The sequence below is a fragment of the Nocardioides halotolerans DSM 19273 genome (assembly GCF_000422805.1).
Lineage (GTDB): Bacteria > Actinomycetota > Actinomycetes > Propionibacteriales > Nocardioidaceae > Nocardioides > Nocardioides halotolerans.
Genome location: NZ_KE383922.1, coordinates 581,808 through 598,640, shown reverse-complemented (window position 1 = coordinate 598,640; position 16,833 = coordinate 581,808). Strand labels below are relative to the sequence as shown.

Annotated in this window: 15 protein-coding genes; 7 read left to right on the top strand and 8 right to left on the bottom strand. The window is 71.2% G+C overall.

Translation table 11 applies throughout. The annotated features are described in order from the left end of the window. Positions 1 to 8: 8 nt before the first annotated feature. Both G514_RS0113520 and G514_RS0113515 read left to right on the top strand, forming a co-directional pair. Positions 9 to 689, top strand: coding sequence for a nitroreductase family protein (locus G514_RS0113520; RefSeq protein WP_028652184.1), 681 nt, complete (start codon positions 9 to 11; stop codon positions 687 to 689). After that, positions 686 to 1,462 (top strand): inositol monophosphatase family protein, encoded by a 777-nt coding sequence (locus G514_RS0113515; RefSeq protein ID WP_036564668.1) that lies wholly within the window; start codon positions 686 to 688, stop codon positions 1,460 to 1,462. Before G514_RS0113520 ends, G514_RS0113515 begins: the two co-directional genes overlap by 4 nt. On the opposite strand, the gene G514_RS26685 is transcribed toward G514_RS0113515, so the two are convergent. From G514_RS26685 to G514_RS0113500, 3 genes are all read right to left on the bottom strand, one after another. Then, positions 1,459 to 2,352, bottom strand: coding sequence for an alpha/beta hydrolase (locus G514_RS26685; protein WP_169576434.1), 894 nt, complete (start codon positions 2,350 to 2,352; stop codon positions 1,459 to 1,461). The genes G514_RS0113515 and G514_RS26685 overlap by 4 nt on opposite strands. Positions 2,353 to 2,447: 95 nt before the next feature. Further along, complete coding sequence (locus G514_RS0113505) at positions 2,448 to 3,224, bottom strand: glycerophosphodiester phosphodiesterase (protein WP_028652182.1); 777 nt, start codon at positions 3,222 to 3,224, stop codon at positions 2,448 to 2,450. Positions 3,225 to 3,256: 32 nt separating this feature from the next. Further along, a complete protein-coding gene (locus G514_RS0113500; RefSeq protein ID WP_028652181.1) occupies positions 3,257 to 4,489 on the bottom strand; it encodes a hypothetical protein in 1,233 nt (410 codons plus the stop codon). A 216-nt stretch (positions 4,490 to 4,705) separates the two neighbouring features. Between G514_RS0113500 and G514_RS0113495 the strand changes: the two genes are divergently transcribed. Continuing rightward, a complete protein-coding gene (locus G514_RS0113495; protein WP_028652180.1) occupies positions 4,706 to 5,026 on the top strand; it encodes a hypothetical protein in 321 nt (106 codons plus the stop codon). A gap of 177 nt (positions 5,027 to 5,203) precedes the next feature. Continuing rightward, entirely contained in the window at positions 5,204 to 6,685 is a 1,482-nt protein-coding gene (locus G514_RS0113490; RefSeq protein WP_028652179.1) for an NHL repeat-containing protein, read from the top strand. Between the two features lies 1 nt (position 6,686). On the opposite strand, the gene G514_RS0113485 is transcribed toward G514_RS0113490, so the two are convergent. The 5 genes from G514_RS0113485 to G514_RS0113465 form a co-directional block, all read right to left on the bottom strand. Further along, the gene (locus G514_RS0113485) at positions 6,687 to 7,400 is read right to left on the bottom strand and encodes a gamma-glutamyl-gamma-aminobutyrate hydrolase family protein (protein WP_028652178.1); all 714 of its coding nucleotides are present in this window, start codon (positions 7,398 to 7,400) and stop codon (positions 6,687 to 6,689) included. 10 nt (positions 7,401 to 7,410) lie between these two features. Continuing rightward, on the bottom strand, positions 7,411 to 8,199 hold the full coding sequence (locus G514_RS0113480) for a 3-oxoacyl-ACP reductase (RefSeq protein ID WP_028652177.1): 789 nt from the start codon (positions 8,197 to 8,199) through the stop codon (positions 7,411 to 7,413). 67 nt (positions 8,200 to 8,266) lie between these two features. Further along, positions 8,267 to 9,625: an aldehyde dehydrogenase family protein gene (locus G514_RS0113475; RefSeq protein WP_036564666.1), complete on the bottom strand. Its 1,359-nt coding sequence runs from the start codon at positions 9,623 to 9,625 to the stop codon at positions 8,267 to 8,269. After that, positions 9,622 to 10,998, bottom strand: coding sequence for a glutamine synthetase family protein (locus tag G514_RS0113470; protein ID WP_028652175.1), 1,377 nt, complete (start codon positions 10,996 to 10,998; stop codon positions 9,622 to 9,624). The genes G514_RS0113475 and G514_RS0113470 overlap by 4 nt, the downstream gene beginning before the upstream one ends. 8 nt (positions 10,999 to 11,006) lie before the next feature. Further along, on the bottom strand, positions 11,007 to 11,741 hold the full coding sequence (locus tag G514_RS0113465) for a FadR/GntR family transcriptional regulator (protein ID WP_028652174.1): 735 nt from the start codon (positions 11,739 to 11,741) through the stop codon (positions 11,007 to 11,009). A 167-nt stretch (positions 11,742 to 11,908) separates the two neighbouring features. On the opposite strand from G514_RS0113465, the gene G514_RS0113460 reads away from it, so the two are divergent. Genes G514_RS0113460 through G514_RS0113450 form a run of 3 tightly spaced genes read left to right on the top strand, consistent with a single transcriptional unit; the run spans position 11,909 to position 16,832 of the window. Further along, on the top strand, positions 11,909 to 13,492 hold the full coding sequence (locus G514_RS0113460; protein WP_028652173.1) for an amino acid permease: 1,584 nt from the start codon (positions 11,909 to 11,911) through the stop codon (positions 13,490 to 13,492). 45 nt (positions 13,493 to 13,537) lie between these two features. After that, positions 13,538 to 14,419, top strand: coding sequence for a phosphotransferase (locus G514_RS0113455; RefSeq protein WP_245582204.1), 882 nt, complete (start codon positions 13,538 to 13,540; stop codon positions 14,417 to 14,419). Continuing rightward, positions 14,412 to 16,832: a GcvT family protein gene (locus G514_RS0113450; protein WP_245582203.1), complete on the top strand. Its 2,421-nt coding sequence runs from the start codon at positions 14,412 to 14,414 to the stop codon at positions 16,830 to 16,832. Before G514_RS0113455 ends, G514_RS0113450 begins: the two co-directional genes overlap by 8 nt. Position 16,833: the final 1 nt, after the last annotated feature.

Genomic DNA, 16,833 nt, shown 5'->3' with positions numbered 1-16,833 from the left:
CTAGAGCCATGGAGCTCTACGAGGTCATGCGGACCACCGCGGCGATCCGGGAGTTCACCGACGACCCGCTGCCCGACGACGTGCTGGCCCGGATCCTCGACCACGCGCGGTTCGCGCCGAGCGGCGGCAACCGGCAGGGCGCCCACCTCGTGCTCGTCACCGAGCGGGCCACACGAGAGGCGCTCGCGGAGCTCAACAAGCCGGCCGTGCGCCGCTACACCGCCCAGGTGGCCGCTGGCGAGGTGCCCTGGAACCCGCTCCACCCGCCCGGCCCCTCGCCGGAGGCGATCGCGGCGACCGAGCCGCCGGCGTACTTCCTCACCCCGCTGCTGACCGCCGCCGTCGTCGTGGTCGTCTGCGTCGACCTCGGGGCGGTGGCCGCGACCGACCAGCACCTCGACCGGGTCGGGCTGGTGAGCGGTGCGTCCGTCTACCCGCTGGCCTGGAACCTGCTGCTGGCGGCACGCCAGGAGGGCTTCGGCGGCACGTTCACCACCATGGCGATCGCGCAGGAGCCTCAGGTCAAGGAGCTCCTGGGCCTCCCGGAGGAGTACGCCGTCGCCGCGGTCGTGCCGCTCGGGAAGCCGGTGCGCCAGCCGACGCGGCTGCGCCGCCAGCCGGTCGCGGAGTTCGTGACCCGCGAGCGCTACGACGGCCCGCCCTTCGACGTGCAGCCCGCCACCGCGTGAGGACCGAGGAGGTCCTCCGGCTGCTGCAGGACGTCGCCGAGGAGGTCATCAACCCGCGGTTCCGGTCGCTGTCCGACGAGCAGGTGAGCGAGAAGAACCCCGGCGACCTGGTCACCGTCGCCGACCACGAGGCCGAGGTGCGTCTCGCCGAGGCGCTCTCTGCCGCCTACCCCGGCGCGCTGGTCCTCGGCGAGGAGGCCAACGAGACCGACGACACCCTGCTGGAGCGGTTCCGCGCGGCCGACCACGCGTTCACCGTCGACCCGGTCGACGGCACCAAGAACTTCGTCCACGGCTCCCGCGACCACGCCGTGATGGTCGCCGAGCTCCGCGGCGGCGAGCTGACCCGCAGCTGGATCTGGCAGCCGCAGCACGAGACGGCGTACGTCGCGGAGCGGGGCCGCGGCGCCTGGCGCAACGGCGAGCGGCTGGTGCGGCCACCCGTGGGCGACGTGCTGCGCGGGGTCACCTCGCGCCGCCGCTGGATCGGCCGCACGCTCGGCGACCTGCCGCCGCTCGAGCTCACCTGGGTCTGCTGCGGCGTCGACTACCCGAAGGTCACCGAGGGCGCCGCCGACTACCTGATCTACTCCGGCACCCAGCCCTGGGACCACGCGCCGGGTGCGCTGGTCCTGACCGAGGCGGGAGGCTTCGTCGGCACCTTCGAGGGCGGCCGCTACCGCCCGCAGGACGACCCGCCTGCCGGCGTGGTCGGTGCTGCCGACCGCGCGACGTACGACCGCGTGCAGGCGTGGCTGGGCGAGCTCGGCTAGCCCGTCTCCCTCGCCCGGAGGAAGGCCAGCACGTGATCCATGGCCAGGCGGCGCACCTCGGCCCGTGACAGCGTCACGTCGTGCACCGCCCCGGGCAGCACGACCCTCTCGGCCTGCGGCCGCCACCCGGTGAGCTCGGAGTGGATGGCGTCGACGTCGAGGACCAGGTCGGTCTCCAGCGCGAGCGGCCCGAAGGACTCGAGTCGGGAGGAGCGGTCAGAGGTCAGCACCAGGGCTGGGACGCCTGGCCCCAGCCGCGACCGGAGTCGCTGCTGTCCGCGGATCACGGCGGCCAGCCACCCGGCGCGCACGGGGAAGCTCGCGTTGGGCTTCCAGGGCTCGTGATAGTCCCACTCGCCGTGCGCCTCTCGATGGAGACTCGGTCCGTAGATGCGCGCGCCCCCGCGCGGCAGCCTCGCGTACGGCGAGACGCGGGCGACTGCCTCGACGGCGGCAGTCATCGCCCGTCGACGTGCGGGGGACTCCGCGGCGAACGGCGAAGCGAGGAACGGACTGTTGAGCACGAGCGAGTCGACCGCGCCGACGGTCTCGTCGTCCGCTTCGGTGCGCCAGCAGCCTGCGATCAGCCCTCCGAGCGAGTGGGCGAAGATGGTGACTGTCTCGTGACCCTCGGCCCGGATGGCCCGGACGGACTCGCCGATCTCGGGGTAGTACTCCGACAGGTCCTTGCAGAAGTTGGGGGTCTGGTGCGCCAGCAGGCTGCGACCGTAGCGCCGGAGGTCGAGGGCGAAGAACGCGTAGCCGTTGCCGGCGACCTGCTCGGCGACGTGCTCGTGGAAGAAGTAGTCGGCGTAGCCGTGCAGCCACAGCACGGCACGGCTCCCGGGACCGGCGCGGGCCGGACGGTAGCGGAGCAGGCGCGCACGCACCGGCCCCTCGTAGTCGTCGCGGAAGCCGAACAAGCGCCCGTCGAAGGCACGGTCACGAGCATCCGGCAGACTCTCCCAGACTTGGCGCGCGGTGGTCACGTGTCTCGTGTCTCCCGGATCCGGGCCGCCCGGTCGGGGTAGTTCGTGGTGACCAGCCACGCGGCGCCGGGCGCGAGCCAGTGCCGAAGCTCGTCGTCCTCGTCCACCGTCCACACGAGGAGCGGCAGCCCCCGAAGGCGGGCGTAGAGAGCAAGGGTCTTCCTGGCCAGCCGGAAGTTCGCCACGACGAGGTTCGCACGGCAGCGGCGATATCGCACGACCGGGAGCAGCTCGGACGCGCGCACCGCCGCGCGGCGCGGAAGCGCCATCCCGTCGAGGTCGCGACCGAGGGAGAGGCCGACCAGCAGGTCGATCCGCTGGGAGTCCGCCCAGTCGCGCACGACGCGGACCGACTGGTCCTCGAGGGTGGTCACGATGATGTCGTCGGCCCCGAGCACCTCGAGCGCACGTCGGGTTGCGACGACCTCGTAGGTCTTCTCGGGGTCCCGGTAGGCCTCGGGTGGTGAGACGAACTTGAAGTCGATGTGGGCGCGCTTGCGGCCCTTGAGGGTGTCCAGAATCTCGTCGTAGCGCAGGAAGTGGTCCGCCTGGCCGCTGAACTCCTCGAACGTCAGCTCGCTCAGCGGGACCCGCCTGCCGTCGATGGTGATCCAGTCGTTGTGGTAGGCGACGAAGGTCCCGTCGCCGCAGCGCTGCACGTCGAACTCGACGAACTCCACGTCCATGTCGAGCGCGCGCGTGAGCGCGGTGCGGGTGTTCTCCAGGTGCGTGTCCTTGCCGGCACCGCACCGGTGCGCGCTAAGCATGGCCATTGCTGCGACAGTCTCGCTCTCGTGTGCTGGTCTCACCTGGGGCGACTGGCTCGATGCTGTCGCAGCGACAAGAGAACCACCAACACGGTCACGCTCGCGGTGACCGTCCACGGGCCTACGTAGAAGCCGAGATCGAAGATCGAGCGGTCACCCGGCGCCGTGATGGCGCTAGAGACCCCGAAGTAGGAAAGCAGCAGCGCGATCGGGATCGCGATCCCCGACGCCACACCGACCACCAGCTGCCAGCGTCGCTGTCGAGCGGCCTCGAGGCCGGAGGCCAGCAGCTTGGCCTCCTCGAGGTAGGACTGGACGACGTCGGCGAGCGTGTCGACCAGGTAGACGCTGGAGTCCGTGACCTCATCGAGCCGCAGGCTGGCCGCGAAGCTGGCGCGGAAGTCGTCGATGATGAGCTCGGGCATGAACATGCCGTCGGCGAACGCGCGCACGTCGAGGCTGAGGACGACGCGCTGGCGACGTACGTCGTCTGCCAGCTCGGTCAGGAAGGCCGTGTCCTTCCAGGGCCCGCTCAGCGACGGGTGGTCCTGCGCCGACCGGAGCTGCGCCTCGATCGACGCGCGCGCCCGCCGCGCGCGAGCCAGAGCGAACAGCTGCTCGGACCCGGTCATGCGCAACGTGTTCTGCCGCTCGCGGGAGTGCCCGCACATCAGCACGACGCCGCGTCCGTGCGCCAGGAACGTCTTGCCCGCTCGGTTGAGCGCGGACGGGACGCGGATGGTGCCGAGGGTGTCGTAGGTGCCGCCTGGGTCGCGGTAGAGGACGCCGAGCGCCTCGTGCGAGGGCCCCTCGAACCTCGCGAGTGCCGCGCGGTCGACCGACACGAGCTGGAGGACGTCCTGGCGCAGCGAGAGGGTCGGCGGGATGCCGGCGAGCTCGGCGACCCAATCGGAGAGGCTTCTACCTGACATGGTCAGCTGGTCACGTTGGTGGCACAGGATGCTCAGGGTGCGGCACACCTCCTCCGCGGCGTCCGACGTCTCGTGGGTCAGGTGGAGTTGCACCAGACCCGTGCCCTCGGTCCACACCTGGACTGTCGGACTCGTGAGCACGAGGTCCACGTCCGTGCTCGCAACCACCACATCGTCGATCTGGCCGAGCGGCAGGACCTGGACATCCTGGTCGGGCCGGTTGCGGACGTGCTTCTCAAACCTGCCGAGATCGACCGCGTCGGCCACCGGTGTGGTGGGCAGGTCTGCCTGGAGACCGCTGAAGCTGAAGATGTGGGTGATGGTTGCCGTGCCGCTCACGTCGTGCGCTCCCGCTGTCGTGCGTCGATGACCTCGGCCTGCCGGCCCCTGTAGACATCATCCCTGCGCGGTCCCGACCGCTCGCGCATTGCCCACCCCAAAGGAACGGGAAGGCCGACCGGCACGTCTCTTGACCGGGAGGGCCTGACCCGACAGGGTCCTCGCGGACCCGGATGGCAGCCAAAAGACAGGCTGCCCCAACAAGAGAGTGAAGAGATGAAGAAGATCGTCGCACTGTTCACCCTGCTCGCCGTGCTCACCGCCTGTGGCGGCGGCGACGGACGGCCCTCGACCGACGACATCGCCAAGGCGCTCAAGGACAAGGACAACCCTGCCGGGGCGGCGTTCGGCACCAGTGGCGCCTCCGACGAGATCCTCGACTGCGTGGCCAAGGCACTGCACGACTCCGACCTCTCCGACGACGCCCTCAACGCGATCGTGGACGGCGACGAGAAGTTCGACGGCGACGAGGACGACACCAAGGCGATGTCGGACCCCGACTTCGCCGCCGACATCGCGAAGTGCATCACGGGCTGACGCCGCTCAGCGTCCCTGATCCGCAGCGCCGGGCCGGGCCTGATTGGTCCTCACCAACCACGCCCGGCCCGGTCGCATGCGCCGCGGAGCGGCGTGTCACTGGCCCCATCGGGCCATTCTCGCCCGGTCGCGGACCGGGCAGACTCTCGATCCAGCCACGAGACCTGGGGGAGAGCCGTGAGACTGCTACGCCGCGCCGTCGTCACCTGTCTGCTGATCACCGGTCTGCTGACCGCAGGCCCGGGCGGGCCCGGCACTGCCGTCGGGAGTGCCGCGGGCACCGGCGACCCGCCATCGGCCCAGGTCGCGCCGCGCTCGCTGTCCGCGCCGACGACCCTCAACCTCTCGGGCGCCGACACCTACGCACTCGCCCCCGACGGGACGTTCTGGACGGCCAGCGGCGGCACCTCCAACATCTGGGTCCGGCACTTCGACGACGCCGGCCACGAGCTCGGCGACGGCTTCTCCCTGCCCGGGAACTGGGGCCTGGTCAAGAGCATGGGTTACCACGGCGGCCGGGTCTTCGTCATGACCGGTGACACCCTGCGCAGCTGGGTGGCGGCCGACGGCACCGAGGAGCGGCACGCCGACCTCGACACCAGGTTCCGCCTCGGCGGCAACCAGATGATCCTGCGCGTGGACGCCGGCGGCGGGGGACGGGTCGCCCTCGGTCAGACGAACAAGATCGGCCTCCTCGACCTGACCAACAACACCACGGAGCACCCGTTCTACGGCCAGGCGTGGTACGGCGGCGGCATCAACACCGGCTTCCCGGCGAACGCGCTGGAGGCGTGCATCCTCCCGGCCACCGGTCCGCCGGGCACCGGCGAGCCGCCCGAGAACTGCGGCAAGCAGTTCGGGGCGCACGAGGTCTTCAGCTACGCCATCGACACCGCCATGGCCGCCAGCCTCGACGGATCGGTCGCCGTGCTGTCCAGCGGCGCCGGCTTCAACGACCCGCGGGTCACGATCCTCGACCGGGCGCACACGCTCGTGGCCGGCAGCTTCGGCGGCTTCGGGTCCGGCAACGGGCAGTTCAGCAACCCGTTCTCGATCGTGCTCAACCCCGCCGACCTGCACTACTTCGTCTCCGACCAGAACAACCGGCGCATCCTGGAGTTCGACCGCAACGGCGCGTTCCTGGCCGGCTACGGCGTCGGGGTCGGCGGCGGCACGGCGTTCGAGTCGTGCGGGCCAGGCGGGCCGACCTGCCGGGCCGCGACCGCCGGCCCGTTCTACGGCCAGCTCGACATCCGCAACGGCACTCTCTACGCCGAGCGCGGCAGCACAGGCGTCCTCGACGTGTTCCACGTGAGCTCGGGCGGCGGAGGCACCCCTCCGCCCCAGGCCGCCGACCAGGTCCGGCTGAAGGCGGACAAGGTCAAGGTCCTGAAGGGCAAGAAGACCAAGCTGACCGCGACCGTCGCGCCCAGCACGGTATGCGCCAGCCGCTCGGTGCTGTTCCAGGTCAAGGACGGCAGGGGCTGGGACAACCTCGGCAAGGCCAAGCCCCTCAGGCCCGACTGCACCGCAAGCCGCAAGTCGCAGAAGGTGACGTCGAAGTCGCAGTACCGCGTGGTCTCGATCAACACCGCCAACAGCGCGACGATGGCCACCTCGCCAACGGTCACGCTGAAGCCGAAGCCGAAGAAGAAGTAGCTCAGGCGCCCGAGTACGCCGCCGCGGCGCGCACCAGCCCGGCCAGGAGGCCGACGTCCGCGGCGGTCTCCGGGTGCCACTGCACGCCCACGCAGAAGCGGTCGCCCCCGGGTGACTCGAAGGCCTCCAGCGTGCCGTCGGCCGCGCGCGCCGAGGCCACGAAGCCGGGGTGGTCGGCGACCGACTGGTGGTGGTGGCAGTTCACGGTCAGTGACGACCCGACGAGCGCGGCCAGGCGACTGCCGGCCTCGGTCGTCACGGCCACCGACCCGAACACGTCGCCACCGGGACTGTGCTCGTCGTGCCCGACGAGGTCGGGCGTGTGCTGGTCGAGGCGTCCGCCGGCGTGCACCGCCATCACCTGCATGCCGCGGCAGACGCCGAGCACCGGCAAGGCCGCCGCCTCGGCGGCGTCGAGGAGCGCGAGCTCCCAGGCGTCGCGGTCGGGCCGCCACGCCGCGGTGCGGGGATGCGGGGCGGCGTCGTAGCGGCCCGGGTCGACGTCGGCGCCGCCGCTGATCACCAACCCGTCGAGGCGGGCGACCACCGCGTCCGCGGCCCCGGCACCCTCGACCGGAGGCAGCAGCACCGGCACGCCGCCGCAGGCGACGACGGCCTCGGCGTACTGCGCGGGCAGCACGTCGGCGCGCTGGTCCCACACGCCCCACCGGGCCTGCTCCCGGTAGGTGGTCAGACCGATCAGCGGTGTGGTCATCCGGCCGGCCTCACAGCGGCGTGACGTAGGCCCCGGTGATGCCGCCGTCGACCAGGAACGTGTTGGCGGTCATGAACGACGAGTCGTCGGAGGCGAGGAAGAGCACCGCCGAGGCCATCTCCTCGGGCTCACCGAAGCGGCCCATCGGGATGTGCACCAGCCGCCGTGCGGCGCGCTCGGGGTCCTTGGCGAACAGCTCCTGCAGCAGCGGGGTGTTGACCGGTCCCGGGCACAGGGCGTTGACGCGCACCCCCTGCCGGGCGAACTGCACCCCGAGCTCGCGGGTCATCGACAGCACGCCGCCCTTGGACGCGGAGTAGGAGATCTGCGAGGTCGCCGCGCCCATCACGGCGACGAACGACGCGGTGTTGATGATCGAGCCGCGACCCTGCTCGAGCATGTGGGGGAGCGCGGCCTTGCAGCACAGGTAGACCGAGGTCAGGTTGACCTCCTGCACGCGCCGCCACGCCTCGAGGTCGGTGTCGAGGATCGAGTCGTCCTCGGGCGGGCTGATGCCGGCGTTGTTGAACGCGATGTCGACCGAGCCGTAGGCGTCCTTCGCGGTCTGGAACAGCGCGTCGACCTGGGTCTTGTCGGTGACGTCGACGTGGACGTACGTCGCGACGTCGCCGCCGGCCTCCCCGTTGAGCTCCGCGACGATCTCCGCGCCGCGCTCGTCGGACAGGTCGCCGATGACGACCTTGGCGCCCTCGGCGACGAACCGGCGCACGGTCGCGAGGCCGATGCCCGAGCAGCCGCCGGTGACGACCGCGACGCGGTCCTGGATGCGTCCTGCCACTGGTTGCGTACCAGCCTTCCCTTACGAGGTTTCGAGGCGGTCGCTGCGCGACCTCCTCAACCACCGACTAGTGAGCGATGAAGACGTTCTTCTCCTCGGTGAACGCCAGGGGGGCGTCCGGACCGAGCTCCCGGCCGAGACCGGACTCCTTGTAGCCACCGAACGGCGTCCAGTAGCGCACCGACGAGTGCGAGTTGACCGACAAGTTGCCGGCCTCGACCGCCCGGGCCACGCGGAGCCCCCGGCCGAGGTCGCTGGTGTAGATCGAGCCGGACAGGCCGTAGTCGGAGTCGTTGGCCCGCGCCACGGCGTCGGCCTCGTCGTCGAACGGCATCACGGCGACGACCGGGCCGAACACCTCCTCGCGCCAGATCCGCTCCGCCGGGTCGTCGACGGTGACCACGCTGGGCGCGATCCAGTAGCCGGCGCCGTCGGGGCGCGAGCCCGCGAACGTCACGTCGACCTCGTCGAGGTAGCCCTGCACCGAGGCGCGCTGCCCCGCCGAGACCAGCGGCCCCATCTCGGACGACTCGTCGGAGGGGTCGAGCACGCGGAGCGCCGAGACGGCCTTCTCGAAGCCGGCCATGAACTCGTCGTACGCCGAGCGCTCGACCAGGATCCGCGATCGCGCGCAGCAGTCCTGGCCGGCGTTGTCGAACACGGCGTACGGCGCGGACGCGGCCGCAGCGGCGAGGTCCGCGTCGGCGAACACGATGTTGGCGCTCTTGCCGCCCAGCTCGAGGGTCACGGCCTTCACCTGCTCGGCGCAGCCGGCCATCACCCGCTTGCCGACCTCGGTCGACCCGGTGAACACCACCTTGCGGACCAGCTCGTGGGTCACGAACCGCTCGCCGACCACCGAGCCCTTGCCGGGGAGCACGGTGAGCACGTGCTCGGGGAGCCCCGCCTCGAGCGCCAGCTCGCCGATCCGCAGCGCCGTGAGCGGCGTGATCTCCGCGGGCTTCAGGACGACCGTGTTGCCGGCGGCGAGCGCGGGCGCGAAGCCCCACCCTGCGATGGGCATCGGGAAGTTCCACGGCACGATGACGCCCACGACGCCGAGCGGCTCGTAGAACGTGAGGTCGGTGCCGCCGGGCACGGGGATCTGCTTGCCGAACATCCGCTCGGGCGCCCCGGAGTAGTAGTTGAGGCAGTCGCGGACGTTGCCGGCCTCCCACCGGGCGTTGCCCCACGTGTGCCCGGCGTTGCGGACCTCGAGCTCCGCGAGCTCGTCGACGTGGGCGTCGACCACCGCCGCGAACCGGCGCAGCAGCGCGGCCCGCTCGCCCGGAGCCACCGCACGCCAGCGCTGGAACGCCTCGTGCGCGGCGGCGATCGCGGCGTCGGTGCCGGCCAGGTCGGTCAGCGGCACGTCGACCACCGGTTGCTCGGTGGCCGGGTTGACCACCGTGAAGAGATCAGTCACAGACGCTCGAATCCTCTCCGGAGCTCCCAGTCGGTCACGGCGGCGCCGTACGCCGCCAGCTCGACGTCGGCCATGTTGGTGTAGTGGTCCACGACCTCGTCGCCGAACGCCGCGCGGGCGAGCTCGGACGTCGCGAAGCGCTCGCGCGCCTCGGTCATGGTGTGCGGGACGTGCGGCTTGTCGGAGTCGTAGGCGTTGCCCACGAGCTCGGGCTCGAGCTCGAGCCCCTGCTCGATCCCGTGCAGGCCGCCGGCCAGCATCGCCGCGGTGGCGAGGTAGGGGTTGACGTCGGCACCCGGGATGCGGTTCTCCATCCGCGCGGCGGCCCCCTTGCCGACGAGCCGCACCGCGCACGTGCGGTTGTCGTGGCCCCACGCGATCGCCGTCGGGGCGAACGAGCCGGCTGCGAACCTCTTGTAGGAGTTGATGTTGGGCGCGTAGAGCAGCGTGAAGTCGGCCGCGGTGGCCAGCACCCCGGCCACGAACGAGTCGTAGAGCGGCGTCGGCCTGCCCGCGTCGGCGTCCCAGAAGACCAGGGCGCCGTCCTGGCCGCGCAGCGAGAGGTGGATGTGGCAGGAGCTCCCCTCGCGCTCGTTGAACTTCGCCATGAAGGTGATCGACCGGCCCTGCTGGGCCGCGATCTCCTTCGCCACGGTCTTGTAGACGCTGTGGTTGTCGGCCGTGGTGAGCGCGTCGGCGTAGAGGAAGCCGACCTCGTGCTGGCCGAAGTTGCACTCGCCCTTGGCGCCCTCGACGTCCAGCCCGGCGTCGTACATCGTGTTGCGGATCGCGCGCAGCAGCGGCTCGGCCCGGCTGGTGCCGAGGATCGAGTAGTCGACGTTGTACTGGTTGACCGGCGTGAGGTCGCGGTAGCCCGCGTCGAACGCGGCTTCGTAGGTCGTGTCGAACGCGATGAACTCCAGCTCGGTGCCGGACAGCGCGGTCCAGCCGCGCTCGGCACAGCGGTCGAGCTGGCGCTGCAGGACCGTGCGCGGCGACTGGAGGACGGGGGAGTGGTCGAGCCACACGAGGTCGCACTGCACCATCGCGGTGGCCGGCAGGTGGGTCAGCACCCTGATCGTGCGCTCGTCGAGGACGAACTCCATGTCGCCGTAGCCGCGCTCCCACGAGGAGATGACGTAGCCGCCGACGGTGTTCATGTCCACGTCGACGGCGAGGAGGTAGTTGCAGCCCTCGGTGCCGTGGTCGACCACGACGTCGGCGAAGTAGCGCCCGTGCAGGCGCTTGCCCTGGAGGCGTCCCTGCATGTCGGTGAAGGCCACCACCACGGTGTCGATGGTGCCGTCGTCGATGCGCGCCACCAGGTCGTTCATGCTCAGGTGACGCTCGTTGCGCAGCCCGGTCTCGGTCATGCTTCCCCTCAGCCCACGAGCCCGCGCAGGAGCGCAGCCGTGTCGTCGCAGTGCTCTTCCATGACCCGGCGGGCCAGGTCCGGCTTGCCGGCCACGATGGCCCGCACCAGTCGCGCGTGCTGGCGGTCGGAGTGGGCGATGTTCGTGCCCAGCACCGGGATCGCGAGCAGCATCTCGTGCAGCGTCGCCTGCACCGAGGTCACCGCCTCGACCGTGCGCGGCGAGTCGGTCAGCGCGGCCACCGTCAGGTGGAACCGCGAGTCGGCCTGGCGGTGCTCGGCCGGCTTGCTCGCGGAGGCGACCTCCGCGTGCGCCTCCTCGAGCTGCGCCAGCCGGTCGGGCGCCAGGTCGCGCGACGCCGCCAGCGCGGCCGCCCCGGGCTCGACGATCCGGCGGAAGTCGAGCGAGTCCAGCCAGCTCTGGCGGCGGGCCGTGCTGGTCCGCGCCGCGGCCCGGGCGGCCGGCAGACCGGGCTTGAGCGTGACCACCGTGCCGCCGCCCCGGCCGCGCGTGGTCTCGACGAGACCGGCCTGGCGCAGGGCCGCCATCGCCTCGCGCAGCGTGGCCCGGGAGACCTGCAGCCGCTCGGCGAGCTCGCGCTCCGCGGGCAGGGTCGTGCCGCGCGGGTAGACCCCCAGCCGGATGGCCGTCGCGAGCTGCTCGACGCACGACTCGAACGCGTGGTGACCGCGCACCGGCCGGAGCACCGCCTCGGGGAGGTGCGGGGCCGGGGTCGTGCTCATGGCGGTCACTCTCGGTTCCTGCTCACTTCGCTGTCAATCGTGCCGGGCGTTTTTGGTCTGAGTTCATACCTTTTCCTCGGAGACTGTTTACACCCCCGGCGGCACGGGTCTAGTTTCTGGCCATCTTCGGGTCGCCCCGACGGCGGCTCGCACACCGAGGGGGCGGAATGGCTGTCGACGAGCCGCAGGTCCACAACGAGGACGAGGCGCACCTCGCCCGGCTGGGGTACAAGCAGGACCTCAACCGGTCGTGGTCGGGATTCTCCAACTTCGCGATCTCGTTCTCGATCATCTCGATCCTGGCCGGGTGCCTGACCAACTTCGGCGCCGGCTTCAACAACGGCGGACCCATCTCGATCTCGTGGTCCTGGCCGATCCTCAGCGTCTTCATCCTGATCATCGGGTTCACGATGTCCGAGCTCGTCTCGGCGTACCCGACCTCGGGTGGCATCTACTACTGGGCGTCCAAGCTCGGCGGGCCGATGGCGGGGTTCTTCACCGGCTGGCTCAACCTGATCGGCCTGATCGCCGTGACGGCTGGTGTCTCCTACGGCTGCGCGACGTTCATCGACCTCACGATCAGCACCTACTCCGACTCGTTCGCGGGCGACTACTCGCTCACCCGGGTCTTCATCATCTTCGTGATCGTGCTGGCGATGGCCGGCGTGCTGAACATCTTCAGCGGCCACCTGATGGCGATCATGAACAACGTCTCGGTGTGGTGGCACGTCGTCGGCGCCTCGGCGATCGTGCTGATCCTGATCCTCGTGCCCGACCAGCACCAGTCGTTCAGCTACGTCTTCACCGAGCGCTACAACAACTCCGGGTACGCCGACGGCAGCACCAGCACCCTCGGGTTCTGGTTCGCGATCGTGCCCTTCGGCTTCCTGCTCACGCAGTACACGATCACCGGCTTCGACGCCTGCGCGCACCTCTCGGAGGAGACGGCCTCGGCCAGCAAGGCGGCCGCCAAGGGCATCTGGCGCTCGATCTTCTACTCGGCCCTGGGTGGCTACGTGCTGCTGCTCTGCGTGGTCTTCGCCATCCCGGACAACGCCCAGGGGCAGCCGGACAACGCGCTCGCGGGGTCGGGGGTGCAGCCGATCTTCCTCGCCGCCCTGGACAAGAACTGGGCGACGCTCGTGCTGTTCATCTCCGCCTCCGCGCAGTTCTTCTGCGCGACCTCGTGCCTGACGTCGTCCTCTCGGATGACCTTCGCGTTCAGCCGCGACCGAGCCGTGCCGGGGTGGCAGCGCTGGTCGTCGCTCTCCCGCAACCGGGTCCCGGCCAACGCGGTGATCGGCGTCGCCGTCTCGGCGGCCGTGCTCACGCTGCCGGCGCTGATCAAGGTGGACGTCGGCGGGACGCCCGTGCCGCTGGCGTTCTACGCGGTCACCTCGATCGCGGTGATCGGCCTCTACCTGTCCTTCGCGATCCCGATCTTCCTGCGCTGGCGCCATGGAGACCGGTTCGAGGTGGGCTCGTGGAACAACGGCCAGAAGTACAAGTGGATGAACATCATCGCCGTGGTGGAGATCGTCGTGGTCTCGCTGTTCCTGATGATGCCGACGACACCGGCCGCGAACCCGTTCAGCGACGAGTTCGAGTGGAAGTTCCTCAACTACGCACCCGTCGTCACCCTGGGCGCGCTGCTCCTGCTCACGCTGTGGTGGAACGTCTCGGCGAAGCACTGGTTCAAGGGTCCGATCGCCAACATCGACCCAGCCGTCGCCGAGGTGTACGACGACTGACGCACCGCCGTCCTGAGTGAGCTCGTCGACCTGGACCGCCTCGCCGTGCTGGCGGGGCGGTCCTGGCACGCCTCCGACCTGCCCGGCGGGCTGACCAACCACAACGTGCGGGTCGTCACCGACGACGACGGTCCGCCCCTCGATCTGGTGGTGCGCTGCTCGTCCAGTGACGCCGCGATGCTCGGCATCGACCGCGACGCCGAGCACGCCAACAGCCTGCGGGCCGCCGGGGCCGCCGTCGGAGCGCCCGTGGTCGAGTACCGCCCCGACCTCGGGATGCTGGTGATCGGCTACCTGCCCGGGAAGGCGCTGGTCGACGCCGACTTCGACGACCCCGGCGTGCTGTCCCGTGCGGCCGACGCCTGCCGCCGGCTGCACGCGGGGGCGGAGCGGTTCGTGAACGACTTCGACATGTTCGCGCGGCAGGCGGGCTACCTCGCGACCGTGCGGGAGAAGGGGTTCGCGCTGCCCCCCACCTACGACGACCACGCCGCCGCGTGGGCCGACGTACGCCGTGCGCTCGGGACGAGCCCACGCCCGACGGTGCCGTGCAACAACGACCTGCTCGCCGCCAACTTCATCGACGACGGCCGGCAGGTGTGGCTGATCGACTACGAGTACAGCGGCAACAACGACGCGTGCTTCGAGCTCGGCAACACCTCGACGGAGTGCGGCTTCACGCCCGAGCAGACCGAGGCGTGGACCGAGGCCTACTTCGGCGACCCGTCTCCCGCCGACCTCGCGCGGGTGCGGCTCCAGGCGCTGTGCAGCCAGTACGGCTGGTCGCTGTGGGGCTTCATCCAGGCCGCGACCTCGACGATGGACTTCGACTTCCACGGCTGGGGCATGGAGCGGTTCGAGAAGGCCGAGGCGACGTTCCGCGGCCCGGACCTCGCGGGCCTGCTGGAGGATGTCGCTCGTGGCTGAGCTGCCGTCGCGTGCCGAGATCGTCGTCGTCGGCGGGGGCGTGATCGGCGCGTCCGTGGCCTACCACCTGACCAAGCTCGGGAAGACCGACGTGCTGTTGCTCGAGCAGGGTCGCCTCTCCGGTGGCACCACGTGGCACGCGGCCGGGCTGGTCGGACCGCTGCGGGCGTCGGAGAGCGGCACCCGGCTGGTGCAGTACTCCGCCGAGCTGTACGCCTCGCTCGAGGCCGAGACCGGTCTGGCGACGGGCTACCGCAACGTCGGCGGCGTGATCGTGGCGCGCACCGAGGAGCGGATGGTGCAGCTGCGCCGCACGGCCGCCAACGCGGCGGCGTACGACATGGAGTGCGAGCTGGTCACGCCGGCGCGCGCCCAGGAGCTGTGGCCGGTGATGCAGGTCGACGACCTGCTCGGCGCCCTGTGGCTGCCCGGCGACGGCAAGGTCAACCCCACCGACCTCACCCAGTCGCTCGCGAAGGGCGCGCGCACGGGCGGGGCGACGGTCGCCGAGAAGACGCGGGTGACCGGGTTCGTCCTCGACGGCCGCCGGGTCACGGCGGTCGAGACCGACCGGGGGAGCGTCGAGTGCGACGTGGTCGTCAGCTGCGCGGGGCAGTGGGCCAAGGCGCTCGGCGACCTGGTCGGCGTCACGGTGCCGCTGCACTCCTGCGAGCACTTCTACGTGGTGACCGAGGCGGTCGAGGGCACCCACCCCGACCTGCCGATCATGCGCGACCCCGACGGCTGGACGTACTTCAAGGAGGAGGTGGGCGGCCTCGTCGTCGGCGGCTTCGAGCCCGACGCGAAGCCGTGGCGCTCGCCCGACGACCTGCCCTACCCGTTCGAGTTCCAGCTCCTCGACGAGGACTGGGAGCACTTCTCGGTGCTGATGGACGAGGCCGTGCACCGCATCCCGGCGCTGGCCGAGACCGGCATCCGCAAGTTCTACAACGGGCCCGAGTCGTTCACCCCGGACAACCAGTTCCTGCTCGGCCGCGCGCCGGAGCTCGACAACTGCTTCGTCGGCGCGGGCTTCAACTCGGTCGGCATCGCCTCGGCCGGCGGGGCCGGGCGGGCGCTCGCCGAGTGGGTCGTCTCGGGCGAGCCCACGAGCGACCAGACCGGCGTCGACGTGCGCCGGTTCGCTCCGTTCAACGGCAACCAGGGGTGGCTCCGCGCGCGGGTCGCGGAGACGCTCGGGCTGCACTACGCCGTCCCGTGGCCGAATCGCGAGCCGGTCACCGCCCGCGACGTACGCCGGTCGCCGCTGCACTCGCGGGTCGCGTCGGCGGGCGCGGTGTTCGGGTCGAAGATGGGCTGGGAGCGACCCAACGTGTTCGCCCCGGCCCCGGGTGCCTCGCTCGACTACGCCTGGGGGAAGCCGTCGTGGCTGCCGTGGTCCGCGGCCGAGCAGCGTGCGACCCGCGAGGCCGTCGCGGTCTTCGACCAGACGTCGTTCTCCAAGTACGTCGTCGCCGGCCCTGCCGCGCTCGAGGCGCTGCAGTGGGTCTGCGCCGCCGACGTCGACGTCCCGGTCGGCCACTGCGTCTACACGCCCTGGCTCAACGAGCGCGGCACCTACGAGGCCGACCTCACGGTGACCCGCGACGGGCCGGACAGCTTCTGGATCGTCTCGTCGTCGGCCACGACGGTCCGCGACCTCGACTGGCTGCGCCGGAAGGGCGGCGTCGAGGCCGGCGACGTGACCGACGCCTTCGCGGTGCTAGGGGTCATGGGGCCGGCCTCCCGCGAGCTCCTCGCCCGGGTCTCTTCCGACGACTGGTCGGACTCCGGCTTCCCGTTCGCCACGAGCCGCACGGCGACGGTCGCCGGCGTACCCCTCCGGGCCACCCGCATGACGTACGTCGGCGAGGTCGGCTGGGAGCTCACGGTCCCCGTCGGCTCCGCCGGAGCCGTCTACGACGCGCTGTTCGGCGAGGGCGCGTCGCTGGGGGTCGCGAACGCCGGCTACTACGCGATCGACTCGCTGCGGCTGGAGAAGGGCTTCCGTGCCTTCCCGCGCGAGCTCTCACCCGACTACACGCCGGTCGAGGCTGGCTTGGTCTTCGCCACGGCGCTGCGCGAGTCCAAGCCGTTCCTCGGCCGGGAAGCTCTGGAGGCGCAGCGCGACCGGCTCGCGGCCGGTGGCCCTCGGCGCCGGCTGGTGTCGTTCGTGCTCTCCGACCCTGCGCCGATGCTGTGGGGCGGCGAGCTGCTGCTCCGCGACGGGCTCCCTGCCGGCCAGGTGACGAGCGCCGCCTGGGGCGAGACGGTCGGCGCCTCGGTCGGGCTGGCCTACCTGCGCTCCGACGGGCCGGTCACCACCGACTCGCTGGCCTCCGCCCGGTTCGAGGTGGACGTGGCCGGTGAGCGGTTCGGCGTACGCCTGTCGCTCAGGGCGCCGCTGGGGTGAC

Coding starts and splice junctions, on each gene's coding strand:
- G514_RS0113520 (WP_028652184.1), top strand. CDS start 9: ATGGAGCTCTACGAGGTCATGCGGACCACCGCGGCGATCCGGGAGTTC.
- G514_RS0113505 (WP_028652182.1), bottom strand. CDS start 3,224: ATGGCCATGCTTAGCGCGCACCGGTGCGGTGCCGGCAAGGACACGCAC.
- G514_RS0113495 (WP_028652180.1), top strand. CDS start 4,706: ATGAAGAAGATCGTCGCACTGTTCACCCTGCTCGCCGTGCTCACCGCC.
- G514_RS0113485 (WP_028652178.1), bottom strand. CDS start 7,400: ATGACCACACCGCTGATCGGTCTGACCACCTACCGGGAGCAGGCCCGG.
- G514_RS0113470 (WP_028652175.1), bottom strand. CDS start 10,998: ATGACCGAGACCGGGCTGCGCAACGAGCGTCACCTGAGCATGAACGAC.
- G514_RS0113465 (WP_028652174.1), bottom strand. CDS start 11,741: ATGAGCACGACCCCGGCCCCGCACCTCCCCGAGGCGGTGCTCCGGCCG.
- G514_RS0113460 (WP_028652173.1), top strand. CDS start 11,909: ATGGCTGTCGACGAGCCGCAGGTCCACAACGAGGACGAGGCGCACCTC.